The sequence below is a fragment of the Thermoanaerobacter wiegelii Rt8.B1 genome (assembly GCF_000147695.2).
GTDB lineage: Bacteria > Bacillota > Thermoanaerobacteria > Thermoanaerobacterales > Thermoanaerobacteraceae > Thermoanaerobacter > Thermoanaerobacter ethanolicus.
The window spans coordinates 2,638,230-2,659,292 of record NC_015958.1 but is presented as its reverse complement, the minus strand read 5'-3'; the positions used below and the strand labels follow the sequence as shown (position 1 = coordinate 2,659,292).

Here is a 21,063-nt window from a genome sequence, read left to right as displayed (position 1 = left end):
GTGGTCCCTACACCAGATTTGCCTTTTCTTACGCGAAATCTGCTTTGTCATATATAAGCCCCTGGCAGCAGAGGATTCAGGCTTATATATTAAGAGCTAATTGCGAGGTTGCTACATAATCTGGTTGCTAGGGTTATCTCAAATTAACTTTTACTTACTTTATCACTTTTGAAAGGAGGTGTAACAATCTTGAATAAGCTTTTTGTTGGTATGGATGTAAGCCTGAATGATGTCAAGGTTCATATTCTCGACCAGGAGGGTAATGATGCTTCCTCTCGTTTTTCTGTAGAAAATAACCCTCATGGTTGTGATGTTATAGTATCACGTATCTTGGAGTGTTGTAATAAATACAATATCCAAAAGGTCTTTATTGGTTTGGAATCTACCTCAGTCTATGGCTGGCACCTCCAGTATTATTTGGCTGATCATTTTGCTCTTAAGCCTTATCAACCTTCTATTACTACTTTTAATGCTAATATTATTAATGCTTTTAAAAAGTCTCTCGGCAATTTGCCTAAAAATGACTGGATGGATGCCTTTGCTATTGCTGAAAAACTGAGATTCGGTAGACTCCCTAAATCTTGTTCTGTAGATTTTAGATATCTTGCTCTCCAGAGGCTTACTCGCCATCGCTTTCACATTGTTAATAGTATTGTTAGAGAAAAAAATTATTTACTCAGCAATTTGTTCCTTAAGTTTAGCGGTTTGTGCCAAAATAAAGTCTTTAGTAATAATTTTGCTAAAGCTGCTACTGAAATGTTTAATGAGTTTTTCACCCTTGATGATATTGCGGCTCGACCGCTTGATGAGCTTGCCGGCTTTTTGGTTGATAAGAGTAAAGATCGCTTTGATGATCCAGAAGCTACAGCTAAATTGCTTCAAGAGGCTGTTCGCAAGTCTTATAGAATTAATGCTACTGTAGATGATTCTTTAAACTTTGTTATCAAGTCTTGCTTTGATAATCTACAGTCCCTTGAAAAACAGAAGAAAGCTGTAGAAAAAGCCATTATTAATGAGGTAAAAGGATTTAACAATGAATTTCTTTGTCTTACATCAGTAAAAGGTATTGGCCCAACCATCGCAGCCGGCTTAATATCTGAGATAGGCGGAATTTCAAGGTTTGATAATGATAATGCCCTTGCAAAGTTTTCCGGCCTTTATTGGTCAGAATACCAGTCTGCTGATTTTAAAGCGGAGGACACATATCTCAAGCGTACTGGTAATGAGTATCTCAGATATTATTTTATTCAAGCAGCTGACCAACTCAGGAAGTATTTACCTGAGTTCTCACAATACTATGCTCGCAAATTTAAAGAAAGCAAAACTCACAAGCATAAACGTGCTCTTGTATTGACTGCACGTAAAACTGTAAGGTTAGTCTTCGCTCTGCTGCGCGAAGAAAAACTTTATAAATCCCCAATAATGAAAGGAGATGATTGTATAAGTTAACATATTATCCCATAACCATATTTTACATTAATTTCCATCAGCTTATTGCGTGATGGTTAGCTTTGCTATGCCCTTTTTTAGGTTATTTTATTAAATTTTTTTTGAATTTTTTTTATCACCCTCTTGACATATTACCGAAATACTTATAGCAACTATTAAACAAAATTTTGTAAACAAAAACCGTATGCCCCCTTTTTCTAATATAGAAGATAATAAAAAAGTATAAAATAAAAAATTTAAAACTTTAAAGTAATAATATATTACTTTACTATTATATTAAAACAAAACAATAATATATTCAACATTCTTTTCAAAATACTGGTTAAAGAAAAAATTGCAAATTTAAAACTAATAAATTGCAAAATTGACTAAATAATTATTTTAAAAAGCGGAGAAACACGCAATTTAACAAACAATTTATGCAGTTATTAGTTAATTATAGAGCATATTTTTAGTTTCTGTCAATTGCTTTTTTGTTTAGTAAACGTAAACTGCTATTGATTTTTATAATTTAATGTGATAATATGTATTCTATATATGGAATAATGTTTATGCAACAAAAACAGTGGAGGTGAAATTCATGGGAGAAGATGGGAAACTCTATATAATAAGAGAAGAAATCCTTTCGGACTCTCTTAAAAAGACTTTAAAAGTGAAAGAATTATTAGAATCGGGCAAAGTGAAAACCATCAATGAAGCAGTAAAACAAGTAGGTATATCTCGCAGTGCTTTTTACAAGTATAGAGATTATGTTTTCCCTTTTTCTAAATTTAGCAAAGGGAAAATCATAACTTTATCTATGGTATTAGAGCATATGCCAGGAGTGCTTTCTTCTATTCTTGACGTTGTGGCAGATGCTAGGTGCAATGTTGTTACTATAAATCAAAGTATACCTTCGATGGGGGTTGCGAGCGTAACTATTTCTATTGATACCCAGTACATGGAAATGAGTTTGGAAAATTTCCTTGAGAAACTATCCAGTCAAAACGGAGTTAGGAAAATAGAAATTTTAGGAGAATAAGGGGGATATGAATGAAAATAGGACTAATGGGGCTTGGAACAGTTGGAACAGGCGTAGTTCATTTAATCAACCAAAACGGCAAAAACATTGAAAAAAAGATAGGGGAGAAAATCGAGATAAAAAAGATACTTGTGAAAGACCCCAATAAAAAGAGGACAACCCTTGCAGAAGGAAAAATAACTTTTAATGCAGATGACATTTTAGAAGATGAAGAAATAGATGTAGTAGTAGAAGTGATGGGGAAAGAACATCCCGCTCTGGATTATATTATAAAAGCTCTCAAAAGTGGTAAGCACGTCGTCACTGCCAACAAAGAAGTCATAGCAGTTCACGGTAAAGAGCTAATAAAACTTGCGACAGAAAATAAAGTTAGTCTTCTCTATGAGGCCTCAGTTGGTGGTGGCATTCCCATCATCAGGCCATTAAAACAATGTCTTGCAGCAAATAAAATATACGAAATCAAAGGAATATTAAACGGAACTACAAATTATATATTGACAGAAATGAAAGAAAAAGGTTTAGACTTTGAAGAAGTTTTAAAGGAAGCTCAGCAAAAAGGTTATGCAGAAGCAGATCCGACAGATGACGTGGAAGGTTTTGATGCGGCAAGAAAACTTGCCATACTATGCACTTTAGCTTTTAACAAATTCATTTTGCCTGAAAAAATTTACACAAAAGGTATAAAGTCTATTTCTAAATTTGACATAAAATATGCAGAAGAATTGGGGTACAATGTAAAACTTATAGCTTACGCAAAAATTGATGAAAGAGACAGTTTAGAAGCATGGGTACATCCTGTCATGATAAAAAAAGACAATCCTTTAAGCGGGGTAAATGGGGTCTTTAACGCTATTTTAGTTGATGGAAATGCAGTAGGGGAAGTTATGTTTTATGGGCAAGGTGCAGGTATGATGCCTACTGCCAGTGCAGTTGTTGCGGACATAATGGATGTAAAAAACCATATTGTAATTCAAAATGGGTGCGAAGATGCAGACCTTCTTCCTATTGTGGATACTGTATCCAAATATTATATAAGGCTCATAGCCTTTGATAAACCTGGCGTAATGAGCAAAATTACTGGTATATTAGGAGACAAAGGAATAAGTCTTTTGTCGGTAGTACAAAAAGGGGTTTTGGGAGATACTGCGGAGATTGTTTTGATCACTCATATTGCAAATACAGGGAAGGTATTTGAAGCCCTGGAAGAAATACAAAATCTGAGGGAAGTAGAAAGTATAGAAAGTGTCATAAGAGTAGAGGGGGAATAGTCAATGGGGTGGGAAGGCCTAATAAAAGCTTATAGAGAGTTTATGCCTAAAATAAAAGAGGAAAACATAGTTACATTAAAAGAAGGCAATACACCTATTTATGAGGCTGTAAATCTTCAAAAACTTTTTCCAGGCATAAAAATATATCTGAAATACGAAGGGTTAAACCCAACAGGCTCTTTTAAAGACAGGGGTATGACTGTAGCAGTGTCGCAGGCAAAAGAAGAGGGTTCTAATGCAGTTGTGTGCGCTTCAACAGGAAATACTTCTGCTTCTGCAGCTGCCTATGCAGCAAAGGCAGGGCTCAAGAGCATTGTACTTATACCTGGCGGCAAAATTGCTTTAGGAAAGCTTGCTCAAGCCATTGCTTATGGTGCTAAGGTTATTGCTATAGATGGAAACTTTGATGATGCTTTGAGGTTAGTTAGAGAGATTTCAAAAAAATTTCCCATAACGCTGGTGAATTCTATAAATCCTTATAGGTTAGAAGGACAAAAGACAGCTTCTTTTGAAATATGTGACGAACTTAAAGATGCTCCTTCCTATGTTGCGCTTCCTGTGGGGAATGCAGGGAATATAACAGCTTATTGGATGGGCTTTAAAGAATATTATAATGCGGGGAAAATAAAGAAACTTCCTAAAATGTTAGGTTTTCAGGCAGCTGGGGCTGCACCTATAGTTGAAAACAGAGTAATTGAAAACCCTGAGACTATTGCAACAGCGATACGAATAGGTAACCCTGCCAGCTGGGAAAAGGCTGTCGCTGCGAGAGATGAGTCGGGTGGACTCATTGACAAAGTTACAGATGAAGAAATACTGGAGGCTTATGCGCTCTTAGCCAAGAAGGAAGGTATTTTTGCAGAGCCTGCTTCAGCAGCTTCTATTGCAGGGGTTATTAAGAAATACAAGGAAGGATTTTTTAAAGAAGGAGAATCTGTTGTTTGTGTTTTAACGGGAAATGGATTAAAGGATCCAGATACTGCTGTTAAATTAGGTGGCGAGATAAAAACGATAGAGGCAAATCTAAAAGCATTGGAGGAAGTTTTATATGGAGAGTGACATGGTAAAAGTGAGAATTCCCGCTTCTTCAGCAAATTTGGGACCGGGCTTTGACTGCATAGGAGTGGCACTAAATTTGTATACAGAAATTTCTATGGGATTTATAGAAGAAGGGCTCTTGATAGAGGTTTCAGGAGATGACTATAAAGAAATAGAAACAACTGAGGATAATCTCGTCTATAAAGCGGCTAAAAGAGTTTTTGAAAAAACTGAGACACAATATGAGGGATTAAAAATAGAGATAAGAAATGGTATTCCCATAGGCAGTGGTCTTGGAAGTAGTGCGGCGGCGATAATTGGTGGGATGTTAGCAGCAAATGAACTTGCAGGGGGTATTTTAACCCATGAGGAAATTTTAAACCTTGCAGCTTCCATGGAAGGACACGCCGATAATGTAGGTCCTGCTCTAAATGGTGGATTAAATATAACTGTTTTTGACGGGGTAAGTACTTATTATGTAAAAAAAGAATTAGAAAATGATTTAAAATTTATCACTTTTACTCCAAAAAAAGTTTTAAAGACGGAAATAGCAAGGAGTATATTGCCCCAAAAAGTAGATTTTAAAGATGCTGTATTCAATACAGGTAGGTCTTCTCTTTTGACAGCTGCTTTGTTTAGTGGAAGGTACGATTTGTTAAAGATTGCCTCTCAAGATATGCTCCATCAAAAATACCGCTCTAAACTTATACCTGAAATGTATGCCTGTTTTGAAAAAGCTTTAGAAGCAGGTGCTTATTCTGCTTTTTTAAGTGGAGCAGGTCCTACAATTATGGCTATTTGCTCGGAAGATAAGGTAGATAAAGTAGTAGAAAGAGTGGGAAGTGTGTATACTGGCATGGAGATAGATTATAGAGTATATAAACTCCATTGTGAAAATAACGGTGCTCAAATTTCAAAGGTTTCTCTATCAGTATAGGGAAACCTTTGAAATTTTATATGAGATAAATTTTTATGAAAAAACAATGTGATATAATTAAACTGTAGAAAAGAAGAAATATAACTTAACTATTTTAGGAATGGAGGTATATATTGTGAAGAAATTTTTGTCGCTATTTTTGGTATTTATCCTTGCAATAAGCCTTGTTTTTTCTATTCCACGTCATGCTTTTTCTGAAACTTCAACACAGACTCAAGAAGATCAACAATTGTATGATAACCTTGCAGACATTGGTTCCATAATGAAGTATATAACAGATAATTACGTTGGAGATGTGACGTATGACCAACTTAAAGAAGCAGCTTTAAAAGGAATTTTTTCAAGCCTTGATGAATACAGTACATATTTTACAAAAGAAGAGTTTAAAGATTTTACCAAAAATACTTCTGGAACTTTCAGCGGGACAGGAATGGTCTTGACTGAAAAGGATGGAAAAATTGTTGTAACTTCAGTTTTAGAAGGCTCACCTGCTGAAAAAGCTGGCATCAAAAGTGGTTATATTATAAAAGCAGTAAATGACAAAAGCGTTGAGGGAATGAATATAAATGACGTAGTAAATATGATAATTGGTGATGAAGGTACAAAAGTAAAGGTCACTTTTGACGTAGGAGGGTCAATAAAAGAATTTGAACTTACCAGACAAATAATTCGAGTCAATCCAGTTTCCTATAAAATAATCGATGGAATTGGGTATATAAAAATAGGAGAATTTAATGAAAATACCACATCTAATATAGCAAATGCCCTCACGTATATGGATAATAACGGCATAAATAAAATCGTCCTTGATTTAAGAGATAATCCCGGTGGACTCCTTACAGAGGCGGTAAGCGTTGCAAACTTTTTTGTTCCAAAAGGAGCTGTATTGACTGTAGAGACAAAAAATGGAGAAAATGAAATATATTATTCTTATCTCAATAATCCTAAGTATAAATTAGCAGTTTTAATTAACGGCAATACTGCTTCTGCAGCTGAAATATTAGCAGGGGCTATACAGGATACCAAAGCGGGTATATTAGTGGGAGAAAAATCTTTTGGAAAAGGGACTGTCCAATCAGTAGTGCCATTGCCAGATGGAAGTGGTTTTAAGCTTACAATTGCAAGGTATAAACTCCCTTCAGGCAGATATATTGACAAACAAGGCTTGAAACCAGATATATATGTGGTAAATACTCAATATACTCCTTCATTTAAATTTAATGGCACATTGAAGGTAGGTTCCAGAGGAAATGATGTGAAAATTTTACAGAAGAATTTAAATATATTGAAGTTTAATGCGGGCCCAGAAGATGGTATTTTTGGACCTAAAACGGCGAACGCTGTAAAAGAACTGCAAAAGAAAGCGGGATTAACTCCGACAGGGGTTTTTGATAAAAACACTTATGATGCATTGGTTAAACTGCTTGAAGAATTAAACAATAAGGATATTCAATTAGATAAGGCAATAGAAGTGCTAAAGAAAATGTAACAAGCTACATGCTTTGCATGTAGCTTTCTTAATTTTATAAAATGAATAATTTCTTGCAAAGAGTGTGTTTTATAAATAAAAAATTTTATTTTTCCAGAGAAGGAAAAATGTAATTTATGTAGAATAATATTGAATATGAAATTTATACAACATTAAATAGTAATCATACAAATAGCCAAGCAAAAGATATACAAAGGATTAGTATATTATATTTTAAATAAAATGTCTCAAATTCAACAATAATTACAAATTTTATTTATAATTATTAAACATATGCTATCTAAGGGTTTATTCCCTTGGATTATAGATATTTCATAAAATGGGGGGATGAAGGGGAGAAAATTGTATCTTTTTGTCGAAACATAAGGAAGATGAAAACAAGGGGGTTAAGATTTTATGGGCAAAAGGTTTTTAGTTTTTCTGATTGCATTTACATTGGTATTTAGTGCTTTTAGCTCTTTTGGTTATTCTCAGCAAATGCCATCATCAGATAACCCAAAACTTACTTTAGATTCGCTAAAAATCGATTATAATCTTGTAAAACAGATTGCCAAAGATAATTTTAAAGAAACTGCTAAACCCTATCAAAGCAAGTCAAAAGTTGTGGAACAATTTGGAGAAGAGATGCAAAATTTAAGGGATGGTTCCAAGCAAGAGATTGAAAAATATAATCCTGATGAAACTGTACGAGTTATTGTGGAATTAGAAAAGGATAGTCTTGCTTCTTTTGCATTAAAGTCTAACAAGACTCTCAAAACTTTGACGCAAAATGAAAAAACGACTGTTTTGAACAAAATTACTCAAGAACAAACTCAATTAAAAAGCGTATTGAGCAAAAATTTCAATTTTAAACCAAGACATACATATAAAACTGTTTTGAATGGCATAAGTGGCGAGGTAAAAGTTAAAGACATAGAAAAAATTAAAACATTGCCTGGAGTAAAAGATGTAAGAATTGTAAATGAGTATTTCCTTGACATGACAACAGCAATCTATTCAACAAATGTACCAACCGTGTGGAATGACTTGGGATATAAAGGTGAAGGAATGGTTGTTGCTATAATTGATACAGGAATAGACTATAGACATCAAGATATGAAGATTACAGATTCCACAAAAGTGAAGTTGACAAAGGAAAAAGTAGAAGAAATAGCGAAGGAAACTGGAAAACCTTATAAATATTTCACAGATAAAGTGCCGGTTGGTTGGAACTGGGCAGACAACAATGATCAAATTATAGATATTGGTGCCACACAGTCAATGCACGGTCAACACGTTGCAGGTATAGTTGCAGCAAATGGTAATATTAAAGGCGTTGCACCTGAGGCACAGCTTATAGCTGAAAAGGTATTTTCAAATAACCCTAATTTTGCATCTGCTTTTTCAGACGATATAGTAGCAGGTATTGACCACGCAGTCGCTTTTGGAGCAGATGTCATAAACATGAGCTTAGGCTCAACAGCAGGTTTTGTCCGTCCAGATGACCCTGAGCATCTGGCGATAAAAAATGCTGTTGACAATGGCGTAATAGTTGTCGTTTCAGCTGGTAACTCCAGTTATTCGACGAGCGCAGAATTTTATCCATATGCAATGGATCCAGATATAGGAACTGTCGGCTCGCCTGGATTGTGGCTTGATGCTATTCAAGTGGCTGCTTCTATAAATCCTGGACTTACAGGAAAAAGCTTTTCTGTAAATCCTGCTCCACAAGATTTTGACAGAGTAGTATATTCTGTAGGAAGTCCTACAGACCATGACCCTATTGACCCTGCAGATGTCTTGAAAGGAGAGTATGAGGTAGTATACTGTGGATTAGGTAGACCCGAGGATTTTCAAGGTAAAGATGTAGTAGGTAAAGTTGCCCTTATTTCAAGAGGTTCTATTACATTTAACGCAAAGACGATAAATGCACAAAATGCTGGTGCTGTAGCTGCAGTAATTTTCAATAATACTACAGGAACAATTTCAATGGCATTAGGAGAAGGTACGAAAATTCCTTCTGTGTCTATTTTAAGAGATGCAGGTCTTGCAATTAAAACTTTGTTAGATCAAGGGCAAAAAGTCACAGTAAAATTTGATGGTGCTATAGGAACAAATAATTTAGGAGTTCCTCCGGGAGACAATGTAACAGACTTTTCATCCTGGGGTGTTACACCAAGCTTTGACTTTAAACCGGAAATAATGGCACCTGGCGGCGGAATATATTCAACCCTTAACAAAGATTCCTACGGTTTGATGAGCGGTACATCTATGTCATCACCTCATGTGGCAGGTGCAATGGCGCTAATTGCTGAAGCTCTTAAAGATAAAGTATCTAAAGGTGAATTGACCTTCAAAGATGGCAGAGACTTTGTTGAAATGGCTAAAATAATGGCTATGAATACAGCCAAAGTTATAATTGATACAAACGACAATGCTGCTCCTTATACAGGTAAAATCTTAAGAAGTCCTAAGCCTTATTCACCGAGACAACAAGGGGCAGGTATGATTCAAATAGATAAGGCAATCAAGACACCTGTGACAATTACAGATGCAAATGGAAAAGCAGGTATTGCACTTGGCAGTATTGGGAACAGTGCGACCTTTACCTTGACTCTTAAAAATCATAGCAACAGCAATGTTACGTATACCTTAAAGGACGAGTATGGAGTTTTGACAGATTATGTTCTGTGGGGATTTAACTTTGCTGAAACAACAACCCTTACAGGGGCGACAGTTAAATTTGATAAAGATACTGTGACAGTGCCTGCAAACGGACAAGCGACTGTCAATGTTACATTGATAATTCCTCAAAATGCTCCACAAAATATTTTTGCGGAAGGATTTTTAAGCTTTATTCCAGAAGATAGCAATCTTCCCAAACTAAGCGTACCTTATACAGCTTTTTATGGAAGTTGGGATGAACCGAGAATTATAGATTCACCTCTTTGGGAAGATGACACTTATTATGGACTTACAGGTATGGCAGGAGTTATAGATGAAGATTTGTATTTCTTAGGTAACTTGGGACGCGAGGAAGAAAAACCTGATCCATCTACAATTGCTATATCGCCAAATGGTGATGGTGTATTTGATTTTGCACAGCCAGTGCTTTCATTTATGAGAAATGCAAGAGAATTTAAAGTAAGCGTTGTAGACAGCGATGGAAATGTAATAAGAGAAATATCCCAAGAGGAATATTTAAGAAAGAACGTAGCAGAGACATCCAAAGCTAGAATTTCAGATTCTTGGATATGGGACGGTAAAGTCTTTAATGCTGCGACTGGAAAATTTGAAGTAGTTCCTGATGGACAATATTATATGCGCTTTGAATCTAAGATAGATTATCCGAATGCTAGAACCCAAGTTCTTCAAATGCCTGTTAAAGTCGATACAATATTGCCTGAAGTTATGATAAATGATGGATATGTCGATCAATATGGATATTTAAACGAAAATTACATTTCAAACGGAAAAGCAATAATTGAATGGACAGCTATTGATAAAGAAGGTTCAGGTATAGATTATTATGTTCTCTTTACAGGAAAGATTGACGTTGTGACATATAACGTAACAAATATTGAAGCAAAAGTCTTACCAAATGATGTAACTTCAGCAGAAGTAGACCTTCCAAACCGCTATACATTTATAGCTGTACTTGGTGTAGACTATGCAGGGAATATTTCTGATATAATGGGTGTAAATAATAGTTGTATTGCATTTAACCCAGAAATAAAAGACAATTTTGGACCTGTTATTACTGTAAAGGAACCTCAGGTAGGGCAAATATTCAACACAAGAGAAACTACAGTTTCAGGGACTATAGAAGATGAGACGACATTTATGGGCGAGCTTTATATTAATGGTGAAAAAGTAACGGTCAATCCAGACAATACTTTTACAACAACAGTCCACTTTGATAGTGATGGAAAGAAAGAGATAAAACTTTTTGCAGCCGACAATTACTATGATAAAGATGACCCAACAACATATGAACATATGTCTGAATACCAGATACCTATATATATAGATACAACTACTCCTGAAATTACTTTAGATAATTTTAAAGGCTATATATCTCCTAACGGTATAAGCCTTACAGTAGCAGGAAGTGTTTACGACACAGGATTTGGATATAAATTGTTTGTCAATGGCAACAATGTTCTTAATAAAGAAGCTGATGATTACACAACATTTAATGATAACTTTACAGCCAGAGTACCTCTTAACGGGGGAAATAATATCATTTCGATAAGTGCGATAGATATGGCAACAAATAAAGCAGAAACTACAGTCTCTGCAAATGTATATACTTCAGATACACAAAATTACGTTACAATAATTTACAATAGCAAGGAAGTTAATATACCTCTTGAAGAAGTAACATTAGATTCACTTACAGCTAATCCAAATCCACTTTATATACCAATTGGAGGAACAGCTAAAGTAACAATTAATGCAGCATATACAGACGGTACAACAAAAGATATAACAGATAAAGCAGTATTTGAGTCTGTATATGAAGGGGTTGCAAAAGTACAGAGCGCTGGAATTGTAATTGGCGTAAGCCAAGGTGAAACCACAATAAAAGCAACATATGATAATAAATCTGTTGATATAAAAGTTGTAGTTTCAGAAGCTGTACCATTGGGGATAAGTGTTGACCCGCCATCTATAACAGTTCCAGCAGGCAAAGCAATGCCAATTGCAGTTTATAATCATTTCTCAGATGGTAGTCAAGTAGATGTGACAAATTACACTAAATTTATAATTGCAAATCCGCTTATTGCTGACTACACTATGGGAGTTGTAAAAGGCCTTTCTAAAGGAAGCACTGTGCTTACTGCTGTGTATAACAATAGTGCGTTAAATGTTCCAATTACAGTAACAGACCCGGTTCTTGAAAATATACAAGTTCAACCTTCTTCTATTGAAATAAAAGTGGGAGAAACTACACAAATAGAAGTTACAGCAAACTATTCTGATGGTACAACAAAAGATGTGACAAAAGATGCTACCTATACATCCCAAGATTCAAGTATTGCCACAGTAAACCAAGGGCTTGTTAAAGGGGTTAAAGCAGGCAGTACCACAATTGAAATAAGTTATGGCGACAAAACTGCATCTGTCAATGTCACAGTAAAAGAAGTGCCCTCTTCTGGCGGAGGTGGTGGTATTACACCTGTTGTCCCACCAGTGACTCCGACTGCAGGTACTGAAGAGGCAACAAAACAATCTCAGGAAGTATCACAAGGCAAAGTAGTTGTAGAAAATAACACAACAACACTTACAATAGACGAAAACAAAGTGGCAAAAGACATTAAAGACACTTCAAAGAAAGAAATACGATTTGACTTAACAAATATAGGAACTACATCTCAAAAAGCATTAGAAATACCTGTGACTGTACTTAATTTAATAGCAAAGAACAGCAAAAACGTAGTAGTAAAATCAGATGAAGTAGCTTTACAATTTGATGCAAAAACTTTGACAGTCTCACAAGAAGCAATTGACCTCATAAACAAAGCAGGAACAATAAAACTTAACATACACAACAAAGGCAAAATAACAGCATCAACTTTCGAGCCAATAACAAGCGCCTATGACATAACAATAAAAGCAGGAGACAAGGACATAAAAATAGGGTCACCTGTAAAAATGACGTTTAACATAAAAGGTGCAAAAGACGTAAGAAAAGCAGGAGCATACTACTTAAACGAGACGACAAATCAATGGGAATACGTGGGAGGAAAAATTGACAGAAAGACAAACACAATAACCTTTGAAGCAAAACACTTCTCAACCTATGCAGCTTTTGAATACAACAAAGAATTCAAAGACGTATCAAAAGACAATTGGGCATATGACGTAATAAATGTACTTGCATCAAGGCACATAATAAAAGGGATAGATGAAAACACCTTTTTACCAAACGCAAAAATAACAAGAGCAGAATTTGCAGCATTAATGACAAGGGCATTAGGGATAGAAGAGAAGCCTTACAAAGGAGAATTCAATGACGTAAAAGAAGGAGAATGGTATGCAAACGCGATAGAAGCAGCATATCAAGGAGGGATAATGTTAGGAGACGGCCAAAATATGAGGCCAAATGACCCAATAACAAGAGAAGAGATGACAGCAGTGATAATGAGAGTATACGGAAAGCTTGCAGACTATAAAGAGGAGAACATAGGCAATACCACTTTCAGTGATAACAACAAGATAAGCGAATGGGCAAGGAATGTAATAGCCAATGCAGTAAAGCTTGGTATAGTAAGAGGATATGAAGATAACACTTTCAAACCCAAAGGCAATGCTACAAGAGCAGAAGCAGCAGCTATGCTTTACAGAATTTTAGAGAAATCAGGAAATATATAAGATGGAGCTAAAGAGAAATGCGCCCTAACGGGCGCTTTCTTTTTATTTTATTTATTATGGATGATTTTTAATAATTTTTACCTTTTGTGATAATATATTTTTCATTTCTGCTTATCAGTAATCGATATTTTTTTAACAATGTATACTCTACGTGGACAAATGTATTTTTTACTATTGCATTTTTTACTTTATTGATTTATCATATTAAATATATATCTAGTAACAAGGAGTGAGAAAATGAAAGAGATGATATTGATGACACCGGGGCCTACGATGGTGCCGGAGGAGGTAAAAAAAGTTGCAGGTGCACAACCCTTACACCATAGAACGGAAGAGTTTTATGAATTATTCTCTAATCTCAATAAAAATTTAAAAGAAATATTTAAAACTAAAAATGAAGTTATTACTTTAACCTCATCAGGAACAGGTGGAATGGAAGCTGTCATTGCAAATCTTTTTTCCACGGGAGATAAAGTATTAGTCGCCAGTATAGGTTACTTTGGAGAGAGGTTTTATGATATAGCGAAAGCTTATGGACTTGATGCGGAACTTCATGACTTTGGTTGGGGAAATGCAGCAGACCTTAATGTATTAGAAGACAAATTAAGAAATGGCAATTACAAAGCCCTTTTAGTCACACACAATGAAACTTCTACAGGAGTTACAAATAACGTAAAAGGAATTGCAAAAATTGCTGATAGGTACGGTGTGGCAGTCATCGTTGATGCTGTAAGCTCTTTAGGCGGTATACCCCTTGAAATGGACGAATGGGGTATTGATGCAGTAATAACCTGTTCTCAAAAATGCCTTATGTCGCCTCCTGGACTTAGCTTTGTCGCTTTAAGTGAAAGAGCATGGAAAATGGCGGAAACTTCTAATCTTCCAAAATATTATTTTAACTTAAAAAAAGCAAGAGAAGGTGTTTTAAAACCCAATCCCGATACTCCTGCTACTCCTGCTGTTTCTACAATAATGGCTGTAGCAAAAGCGACAAATATGCTTTTAGAATTTGGATTGGATAATGTATACAAAAGGCAAGCCACCTATGGAAAAAGAGTGAGAGAATACGTAAAGAGCTTGGGATTAGAACTGTTGCCGGAAGAAGACATAGCTTCTGATTTAATAACTGCTATAAAAGTTCCTGAAAAATACAAAGCATCAGAGATTATAAATCACATGAAAGAAAAACATGGGGTATTGATAACAGGAGGACAAGGACCTTTAAAAGGGAAAATTATAAGAATAGGTCACATGGGTTATGTGACTGAAGAAATGCTTACTAAAACTCTTGAGGCGTTGAAAGACGCAATAGAGGGATAAGGAGGGATAAATTTTGAAGATAATTGTCACAGAAAAAATATCAGATAATGGGATTGAATATCTTAAAAAACATGCCGAAGTAGATGTGAAAACTAATATCTCAAGAGAAGAGCTTTTAGAAATTATTAAAGATTATGACGCTATTATTGTTAGAAGTGCTACAAAAGTAGATAGAGAACTCATCGAAAAAGGTGAAAGATTAAAAGTCATAGGTCGTGCAGGAAATGGTGTTGACAACATTGATGTGTCATCAGCTACTGAAAAAGGAATTCTTGTTGTAAATACTCCTACTGGGAATACTGTAGCTGCAGCGGAATTGACCATTGGCCTTATGCTGGCTATAGCCAGAAATATACCACAAGCCTATCATGCTGGCCTTAATGGAGACTTTAGAAGGGATAAATTCAAAGGCGTTGAACTAAATGGTAAAACTGTAGGTATAATAGGTTTTGGTCGAATCGGTTCCCTCGTTGCTGCAAGGCTGGCAGCATTTAACATGAGAGTAATTGCTTACGACCCTTATATGCCTGATAGTCGTTTTGAAAAATACGGAGTAGAAAAAGTTACTTTGGATGAATTACTCCAGCAATCAGACTTTATAACAATCCATCTCCCAAAAACGGAAGAGACGAAAAAAATGATTGGGGAAAAAGAATTTAAAAAGATGAAAAAAGGAGTTAGAATAGTAAATGCTGCTAGAGGAGGCATTATTGATGAAAAGGCACTATATAGTGCCATAAAAGAAGGTATTGTGGCGGCAGCAGGTTTGGATGTTCTTGAAGTAGAGCCCAAATATAATGTAGAACGACAAGATTTTCACAATCCTCTTCTTGAACTGCCAAATGTTGTCTTTACTCTTCACCTTGGAGCTTCGACTTATGAAGCGCAAGAAAACATAGGCATATCAATTGCTCAAGAAGTAATTTCGGCTTTAAACGGCAATTTGTACGGAAACATAGTAAATTTACCAGGCGTAAAATCCGATGAATTTTCACAGCTTAAACCATACATGAGATTAGCCGAAGCCATGGGAGCACTTTATTATCAAATAAATGATACTCCTGTTAGATTAGTTGAAGTGATATATAGAGGAGAGATTTCTAGAACTAATACAGAAATTGTCACTCTCTATGCCCTTAAAGGCTTTTTAAAGCCTGTATTAGAAGAGGATGTAAGTGTTGTAAATGCAAAATTAAGGGCAAAAGAAATGGGAATAGAAATTGTAGAAGGAAAAATCGAAGAAATAAACCACTATTCAAGCCTTGTCATACTTAAAATTACAGACACCAATGGTAAAACGACACAATTTGCTGGCACCACATATGGGGAAGAAATAAGAATTGTAGAGTATATGGGTCATAAAGTAAATTTTGAGCCTACAGAACACATGCTATTTGTTAAGAATAAAGACGTACCAGGGGTTATAGGGCACATAGGAAATGCATTAGGAGACTTTGGAATAAACATTTCCACTATGCAAGTAAGCCCCAATAAAAATGATGGAACCGCTCTTATGATTGTAAGTACGGATAAAGAAATTCCTGATGAGGCGGTAGAGTCTCTAAATAAATTAAATAGCATAATAAAAGCAAGAGCAGTAAAGGGGCTAATATAAAGATTATAGATTGTTGTCAGAATATTATAAAGATGATATAATATATGCAAAGTAAATTTTATTAGGGTGATAAAAATGCAAAATAGTAGCATGATAAAAAAATTAAATGAAATTATAGAATTTTTAACGGAGAAAGAAATTGCTGAAGTGATTAACTTTGCTGAGTATCTTAAAGAGAAAAAAAGAAAGAGGTTATAAAAAAATTTAGGGATTGGGATAAAGCTTTAGAAAAATGGGGGAGAGCGAGGGAGAATATATAACTTTAGAAGAAGCAAAAAAGGCATTAGGGATAGAGGACAATGGAATATAAAATTATAATTTGACAAAAAAGTATTAAAAGAGTTAAAGAAACATGATAAGAAAACAACGGGATATATATAAATGAAAAAGGAGCAAACTTTCCTTGCTCCTTTTACTTTAGCAAAATAACTCAAAAAGGTGGTTTTTATGAAAGCTATATTTTCTGGAGGAGCTAATGAAGTAGGTGCTTCATGTTATCTCATTAATCTTGAAGGTAAAAACATATTACTCGATTGCGGAATACGTATGTCATCTACAAAGGATAATCTTCCTGATTTTCGTTTGATTCAAGAACATGGCGGTGTTGATGCCATAATAGTAAGTCATGCCCACTTGGATCATACAGGTGCATTACCTATTATATCAAGAATGTATCCCCAAGCTAAAATATATATGACTCATGCTACAAAAGACCTAACAAGAGTATTGCTATACGACAGCTTAAAGATAATGGAGAGAGAAAGTGAAATACCTATTTATGCCGAAAACCATGTCAAAGATATGTTAGATAGGGCACTTTGTTATACACCAGGATATACTTTTACGCCGTTTCCCGATTCGCAAATAAAGGTTACATTATATCCTGCAGGCCACATATTAGGTGCAGCCTCAGTTTATATTACCTCAGAAGAAGGAAGCGTTTTTTATTCAGGTGATTTTTCTGGATTTAGGCAGAATACCATAGAAGGAGCTTTCATACCTAAATTAAGACCGGATGTAGCAATATTTGAGTCTACATATGGAGACAAACTGCATGCCAACAGGGAATTAGAAGAAACGAGGCTTATTGAAAAAGTATCTTCTATAATAAACGAAGGTGGAAAAGTCATAATACCTGCATTTGCACTGGGAAGAGCACAAGAAATTATACTTATCTTAAAGAAAGCAATAAACAAAGGAATATTAAAAACAAAAGTATATGTTGATGGCATGGTGAGAGAAGTATGCAGGGTTTACAAATTAAATCCCAATTATTTAAGGCAAAACCTTGCTAAAAAAATTTTCAAGGGCAATGATATATTTTTTGATGACAATGTTATAGCAGTTGAAAAGCCTGAAATGAGAGAAGAAATTATAAAAGAATCATGTGTAATCCTATCAAGTTCAGGTATGATAACCGGGGGTCCAAGTCAGTGGTATGTTGAAAAACTTGCACAGGATGAAAAAAATTTAATTGCCATAACTGGCTATCAAGATGAAGAATCTCCCGGCCGGCGACTGTTAGATATCATGGAAGAAAGCCCCGAAAACAGAAAAATTAAAATTGACGATAAAGAAATATTGATAAAATGCAGTATTGACAAATTTGGTCTATCAGCTCATGCTGACATGGGAGAAATACTAGCACTTGCTAATAGTCTTTACCCTAAAAAAATATTCCTTGTTCATGGAGATCCGGAAATAATAAATTTTCTCGGAAAAGAAGTTCAAAAAGACTTAAAGTCAGAAGTATACATACCTTCAAATGGTGACATCTATGAAATTGATATAAAAAATCCAAGAAAGCAAATTGAGAAACAGCCTTATCCTTCTATGAACCAAAATTGTGCGTTGACTCAAGAAAATATAAAAGATTTATGGCAATTTATAGTTGAAAAAATAGGTGTAAAACAGGCATTATCTCTTGAAGAAATAGCACAAATTTGGGGAAAAGGTGTTAACACTGAAAACTTGAAAGAATTACTAAACAATACTATATACTTTGAACCTGATAAAAAACGGATGTTTTTATATCATGCAGTAACTGAAGATGAATTGAAAAATCTTCAAAAAGACGAAGTAATGGAACTAAATCAAATGCTTTCCCTTGTAGATGAATATTTTGGCCCTGAATCAGGGCTGTATAAAAAAGGTGCAAGGTTTGAAGAAAAAATAGCTCTTTTATATTTCAATTTTCCCGATGTAGCAAGAGAAAAATACTCTGAAAAATTTAAAGAATTTGAAGAGAAAACAGGCTGGAAAATAGAGCTTAACAAGAATATCAATATTTCAGCAATAAACAGCATTTTGTCAAAAATACTCCCTAAAGAAGTTTTAATAAAAAAAGTTTCATATATGAACATGGAAAAGAAAGTTATAGTAAAGATAGAAGGAAAAATTAATGATTTAGATCTAGTTAAAGACAAGTTCTATAGTGAAACAGGCTTAACTTTATTAATTGCAAATGATAAAGAGGGAATCCAAAATGAGAAGAAAGAAATTATTATGGCAAATAGCGATTTTGAAGATAGAATGGAGCAAAATAAAGCTTTGAAAATAATTGATGAAGAATTCTCAAAACTGCCACATAAAATTTACAAAAAAAGCATAAAGACATCCTCGGATGGTTCTAAGTATATTGAGCTTTCATTTATATCAAAAGTAGTGGGTGAAAAGTACACAGAACTGATTAAAAAATTGTCAGAAAAGACAGGATGGCCTATAGGGATAAGCGACAGTTGCAATCAATTTGAAATAATAAACATAGTTAAAAATCTTTTTGAAGAAAAAGGGATTCTTTTAAAGAAAAATCCCAGTATATATATGGACAACATGATTGTAAAAATTATAACTTCTTCTCCTATCGAGAAAGAAACACTAGAAGAAATTAATGAGAAGTTATACTATTTAACAGGGTTTAAAGTAGAAATGCTGTAAAATTTTTGTGATATTTTTCAGATATCTAGACTGCTGGTTTTGCTGTGCTTTGCCTCAAAGTAACATATTAAAAAGCCGGAAGTTGTGCCCGGGACCCTGCCGGAACCCGAAGGTCAAGCTTTAGTTTTGTCGCTTTGGAACATCGGAGCTACGATGCAAAATATCTTCTTCAAAAAATTTTTGACTTTGTCCACAAACTGAGGAGCAAGCTTTCCTGCTCCTTTAAATATTATAAGCTGTTCTTTTTCTTTCTTCAAAATAATAAAGAGTGTTTATCCTAAAGGATTTTACATAAGCATAAGCTTTGTCAAAATCTCTTGCCACATCGTAAGGGTTATGAGCGTCAGAATTTACTACAATCGGTATATTATATTCCTTAATCATTCCCATTATTTCTTTGGAAGGATAAATTTCTCCTACTGGTTTTCTAAAACCCGCAGTAGAAACTTCAATTACTATGCCTTCTTTTGAGATTTCCTTAATATTTCGTCTTATTTTATCGAAAGTAGAAGGCTTTGCCCTAAATCCAAAAATTTTTACAAGGTCAATGTGTCCTATAATATCAAATAAGCCTGTTTTAGCCATTTTTTCAATTATATTAAAATATTCGAGATAAACCGAATCAACATCTCTTATTTTCCATTCTTCTATAGATTCTTCAAGGTCTATACCCCAATCTTCAATCCAATGAACAGACCCTATCACAAAATCCCATGGATAAGGCTCTAGAAATTCTTTTATTTCCTTTTCTTTTCCTGGGAAGTAGTCTGCTTCAATACCCAATTTTACAGGCAAACCCATTGCTTTTGCTTCCTTTATCAATTCAACATAATTGGAAATGCTTTGGTCCATGTAACTTTTTATCCATTCTCCTCTGAAACCGTCACTTTTATAAGCATTATATCCTTCTTTAAATCTATGTCCGTGCTCAGAAATGCCAATCTCGGTTAACCCTTTTTGCAGTGCTACATCAATGAACTTCTTAAGCCATTCTATTGTATAAGGCCCATTTTCTATGTGGACGTGATAATCAGCAGCCATATTTTTCCTCCTTGAAAACTTAAAATCCTCGATTTTTCTCTTTAGCATCCTAAAACATTATAATATTTTGCAAAAAATAATGCAACTTGTGTTATAATAATTACAATAGGTGTTTTATTTTGTGAGGTGAGTAATTGTGGAAGAACAAAAAACTATAGAATTAAAAATACCTGTTCAATTATTTACAGAAATTGATGCATTTTCTTCTTTTGTAAAATCAGATAAAATATTAAGAGAAGCTCTTGCGATTGGTCTATATATAGAAAGGCTAATAAGTTTAGGAAAGGCTGCAGAATTGGCAGGTTATAATTTAGTTGATTTTATGAAGTTATTAAACAATAAAGGAATTCCGGTTATAAATTATACTGCAGAAGATTACGAAATGGATCTACAAGCAATAATGCACTCTTTACAATCACTTTAAAATCCTATATAATAAATAAGTATTTATTTTCACGAGGTGTTTTTATGTACTGGCGGGATGACAAAAATTTAAAAAATTTATTTAAACTTAAAGGGATACGAGTCTCTATTTTTCCAAAATAGAGATTTTTTTATGGGTTATAAACCATTAAAAATTAATCATAAAAA

13 protein-coding genes are annotated in these 21,063 nt (G+C 34.5%); 12 read left to right on the top strand and 1 reads right to left on the bottom strand.

The window, feature by feature from the left end; all coding sequences use genetic code 11:
* Window positions 1-210 precede the first annotated feature (210 nt).
* The 11 genes from THEWI_RS13000 (at window position 211) to THEWI_RS12955 (ending at window position 19,431) form a co-directional block, all read left to right on the top strand.
* Window positions 211-1,449, top strand: coding sequence for an IS110 family RNA-guided transposase (locus THEWI_RS13000; protein ID WP_208854418.1), 1,239 nt, complete (start codon window positions 211-213; stop codon window positions 1,447-1,449).
* 580 nt (window positions 1,450-2,029) lie between these two features.
* Window positions 2,030-2,470, top strand: coding sequence for an ACT domain-containing protein (locus THEWI_RS12995; RefSeq protein WP_003871326.1), 441 nt, complete (start codon window positions 2,030-2,032; stop codon window positions 2,468-2,470).
* An 11-nt stretch (window positions 2,471-2,481) separates the two neighbouring features.
* Window positions 2,482-3,738, top strand: coding sequence for a homoserine dehydrogenase (locus THEWI_RS12990; protein WP_014063719.1), 1,257 nt, complete (start codon window positions 2,482-2,484; stop codon window positions 3,736-3,738).
* A 3-nt stretch (window positions 3,739-3,741) separates the two neighbouring features.
* Window positions 3,742-4,797, top strand: coding sequence for a threonine synthase (thrC, locus tag THEWI_RS12985; RefSeq protein ID WP_003871328.1), 1,056 nt, complete (start codon window positions 3,742-3,744; stop codon window positions 4,795-4,797).
* Window positions 4,787-5,713, top strand: a complete 927-nt coding sequence (gene thrB, locus THEWI_RS12980) for a homoserine kinase (RefSeq protein WP_014063718.1) — start codon at window positions 4,787-4,789, stop codon at window positions 5,711-5,713. Before thrC ends, thrB begins: the two co-directional genes overlap by 11 nt.
* A 115-nt stretch (window positions 5,714-5,828) precedes the next feature.
* Entirely contained in the window at window positions 5,829-7,202 is a 1,374-nt protein-coding gene (locus THEWI_RS12975) for a S41 family peptidase (RefSeq protein WP_014063717.1), read from the top strand.
* A 396-nt stretch (window positions 7,203-7,598) separates the two neighbouring features.
* Window positions 7,599-13,559 (top strand): S8 family serine peptidase, encoded by a 5,961-nt coding sequence (locus THEWI_RS12970; protein ID WP_014063716.1) that lies wholly within the window; start codon window positions 7,599-7,601, stop codon window positions 13,557-13,559.
* 237 nt (window positions 13,560-13,796) lie between these two features.
* Window positions 13,797-14,879 (top strand): pyridoxal-phosphate-dependent aminotransferase family protein, encoded by a 1,083-nt coding sequence (locus tag THEWI_RS12965; protein ID WP_014063715.1) that lies wholly within the window; start codon window positions 13,797-13,799, stop codon window positions 14,877-14,879.
* Window positions 14,880-14,892: 13 nt separating this feature from the next.
* A complete protein-coding gene (gene serA / locus THEWI_RS12960; RefSeq protein ID WP_014063714.1) occupies window positions 14,893-16,494 on the top strand; it encodes a phosphoglycerate dehydrogenase in 1,602 nt (533 codons plus the stop codon).
* A 75-nt stretch (window positions 16,495-16,569) separates the two neighbouring features.
* Window positions 16,570-16,692, top strand: a complete 123-nt coding sequence (locus THEWI_RS15340) for a hypothetical protein (protein WP_014063713.1) — start codon at window positions 16,570-16,572, stop codon at window positions 16,690-16,692.
* A gap of 249 nt (window positions 16,693-16,941) precedes the next feature.
* Window positions 16,942-19,431 carry an MBL fold metallo-hydrolase gene (locus THEWI_RS12955; protein ID WP_014063712.1) on the top strand — a complete coding sequence of 830 codons (2,490 nt, stop codon included), beginning with the start codon at window positions 16,942-16,944 and terminating at the stop codon, window positions 19,429-19,431.
* Between the two features lie 222 nt (window positions 19,432-19,653).
* Here the strand turns inward: THEWI_RS12955 and THEWI_RS12950 are convergent, their stop codons facing one another.
* Entirely contained in the window at window positions 19,654-20,472 is an 819-nt protein-coding gene (locus tag THEWI_RS12950; protein ID WP_014063711.1) for a histidinol-phosphatase, read from the bottom strand.
* A gap of 136 nt (window positions 20,473-20,608) precedes the next feature.
* Between THEWI_RS12950 and THEWI_RS12945 the strand changes: the two genes are divergently transcribed.
* The gene (locus THEWI_RS12945) at window positions 20,609-20,896 is read left to right on the top strand and encodes a UPF0175 family protein (RefSeq protein WP_014063710.1); all 288 of its coding nucleotides are present in this window, start codon (window positions 20,609-20,611) and stop codon (window positions 20,894-20,896) included.
* Window positions 20,897-21,063 lie beyond the last annotated feature (167 nt).